This is a genomic window from Thiolapillus sp. (assembly GCF_048562965.1).
Taxonomy (GTDB): Bacteria; Pseudomonadota; Gammaproteobacteria; order Chromatiales; family Chromatiaceae; genus Thiolapillus; species Thiolapillus brandeum_A.
The window spans coordinates 1-1,308 of the sequence record NZ_JBHNMF010000820.1 but is presented as its reverse complement, the minus strand read 5'-3'; the positions used below and the strand labels follow the sequence as shown (position 1 = coordinate 1,308).

Sequence of the window (1,308 nt, the reverse complement as noted above, 5' to 3'; positions counted from 1 at the left end):
GCCTTTTTCATCTGATCCGCCGCTTCATTGTCGCTGATTTGCAGGGCGACTTGGTTCAGTGTGTCAAAACTGATGCCGGGTTTCAAATAATTTGATGCATCGGGCAAGGATTTCAGCTTGTCATAGGGTGTCATCATATTGGTGTAGGGATAGGTCTTGCGTTGCTTGCCCTTGGCATCCGTGATTGTTGTTGGAAAAAAACAGGGGCGGTGGTAGTTGAGATAGGGATTGAGGTATTCATGATTGAAGGCATTGATCTGAGGCGCCCAACGTTGCGGGATATGTTCGTATCCAAACAGCTTCCTGACCACGGCTCCGTTCTTGCTTTCTGCCAGGGCATTGTCATTACTGTGTCGGGGGCGGGATTTGGTGAACTCGATACGGAGCTTTTCCAGTAGCTTGGCCACTTTCCGGTTGATATATTCAGAACCGTTATCGGAATGAAAGCCCTGAACCACAAAAGGAAAGGTTTCCAGTAACTGTTCCAGCGCAGGAATCAGGTAACGTTCACTGATACGCTCAATGCAGCAGACCACTTCGAACTGGGTTACTTCATCGACCGCATTGATGTGATAAACCCCTTTCTGCTTGTCCAAGTCACCTTGATGCACCGTATCGATGCGGATATAGCCAGGCTGACCATTTGAACAGGGTTTGCGACGTTCGCCAATCGTGGATGACTTGGGGCGTGTTTTCTCAAAGGTTCGGCGCTGCCGTTGATAGGCATTGGATTGCCTTAGATTGTAAAGATGGCTAACAGAGATGCCGGCCAGGGTTTCATAGTCTGATTGCCCAAACACCTGATAGGCACGCTCACACAGCTTTTTAATGGCATGTCCACAAGGCGTGTCATGGGGTTCATCCATTTCTGCCAGTAGCCGGATGTCACGATCGGTGTAGCGGCGCTTGAAACCCGCCGTTGTTCGTTGCTGACGGCTCAACCGGCCTGTCTTTCGGTACTGGGCAATCAAGCGCGTTAATTGTTGACGAGAATAACCCGTTACCTTGAGCAAATAGCGGATGACAATGCCTTTGTCTGGTTTATTCAGAGACAGATAGTCAAAACGAACCAGTTCCCTCTGTAACCAGCGATAACGCTTGTCCTTGTCGCTACTGATGGTAAAAGCAACCGCTTGGGTTCCTTCCAAAAAGTTGGACAGGTGTTCAATTGTGGTCAATTCTTCTGTTTTCATGATGGCTTTCATGCTCCCATCATGAACAAATCACCAAAAAATTCAGCTTATTTCAGACTCACCTCATACTGGAAATAAGACCTACGTTCAGACTCATTTCATATTGGACAAGGCT

Annotated in this window: 1 protein-coding gene; it reads right to left on the bottom strand. The window is 48.0% G+C overall.

Going from position 1 to position 1,308, the window contains the following annotated elements:
* On the bottom strand, positions 1–1,193 hold a 1,193-nt coding region (locus tag ACOCD2_RS20350; RefSeq protein WP_419625984.1), incomplete at its 3' end, for an integrase catalytic domain-containing protein.
* Positions 1,194–1,308: the final 115 nt, after the last annotated feature.